Annotated in this window: 1 protein-coding gene and 1 pseudogene; both read right to left on the minus strand. The window is 69.3% G+C overall.

Annotation, left to right across the window (positions count from 1 at the left end; genetic code table 11):
• Positions 1-110: 110 nt before the first annotated feature.
• Complete coding sequence (locus tag D477_RS20545) at positions 111-704, minus strand: GNAT family N-acetyltransferase (protein ID WP_005275210.1); 594 nt, start codon at positions 702-704, stop codon at positions 111-113.
• 65 nt (positions 705-769) lie between these two features.
• Positions 770-978: pseudogene (locus tag D477_RS22910) on the minus strand (nucleotidyltransferase family protein); the annotation flags it as partial.

Below are 978 nucleotides of genomic sequence, written 5' to 3' on the forward strand. Positions count from 1 at the left end.
CGCCGGAGCTGCCGTCAGGCTGCGGCAACCGGGCGGGTGATCCGGGCGCCACGGGCGCTGAGCTGCAGGGTGGTCCAAGCTGCGATCGTGTTGAGGCTGCTCCTCGAACGTTACAGATCGCGGCGCATGATGAGCCGCGGCATCCTGCTCGCTACCGCATCAGTGGTGCCAATAACCCGGAAGCCAGCCCCCTCGAACATCGCGCGGGTGCCCACGAACGCCATCGTGAGGTCCATCCGGCCCTCGGGATCCACCGGGTACGCCTCGACCGCCGGTGCATTCCTCGATGCCGCGTACTCCACTGCGCCTGCGAGCAGATGGCCAGTGACGCCCTGCCTGCGGTGGCCACTGCGAACGACGACGCAGATGATGCTCCAGACCGGTACGTCGTCCACCGGCCGGATGAGCTTCGAAGCCGCCAGCCGCGGGATCTCGGAGCGGGGGCTGATGCTGCACCACCCGACGGGCTCCCCGTTGCGATAGGTGATCACCCCGGGCGGATTCTCCCGCTCACAGAGCCTGCGCATCGCCTGTTCGCGGCTGCCGCCGCCGAGAGCCTCGATGTCCTTGCCCGGGAGCCGGTGGGACAGGCACCAGCAGTGGGTGTCCCGGCGGTTCGGATTGATGACATCGGCAAAGTCCTCGAAGCGGTCCGGGGTCACCGGATGCGTCTGCCAGTGCGTTGTCGGCGCCGTCGCGGTCATAGGACCATCCTGTCCTACCGGACCACTGACCGGCTAGGGCTAGGGGAGCCGGTTGACCCTGCTGCTCAGCCATCCCGCCCGTGGTCCTGCAGCAGCGGCAGGTCCGCCGGGGTATCGACATCCGCGGCCGAGCCGAGGTCCGAACAGTCGACCAGGTCGACGAGCTCCGGATGCTCGGCGAGATAGGTTCGGGCACCGGCGTCGCCGGCGGCCAGGGCTGCGGCGGCGGCCGCGTGGGCGCCGTCAAAAACCAGCGGATGTCCGCGGCGCAGGA

Source organism: Arthrobacter crystallopoietes BAB-32 (assembly GCF_000328305.2).
In the GTDB taxonomy this organism is placed as follows: Bacteria; Actinomycetota; Actinomycetes; order Actinomycetales; family Micrococcaceae; genus Crystallibacter; species Crystallibacter crystallopoietes_A.

What these genes read in the sequence shown, in the direction of transcription:
- D477_RS20545 (WP_005275210.1), bottom strand. Translation starts at nt 704, where the DNA reads ATGACCGCGACGGCGCCGACAACGCACTGGCAGACGCATCCGGTGACC.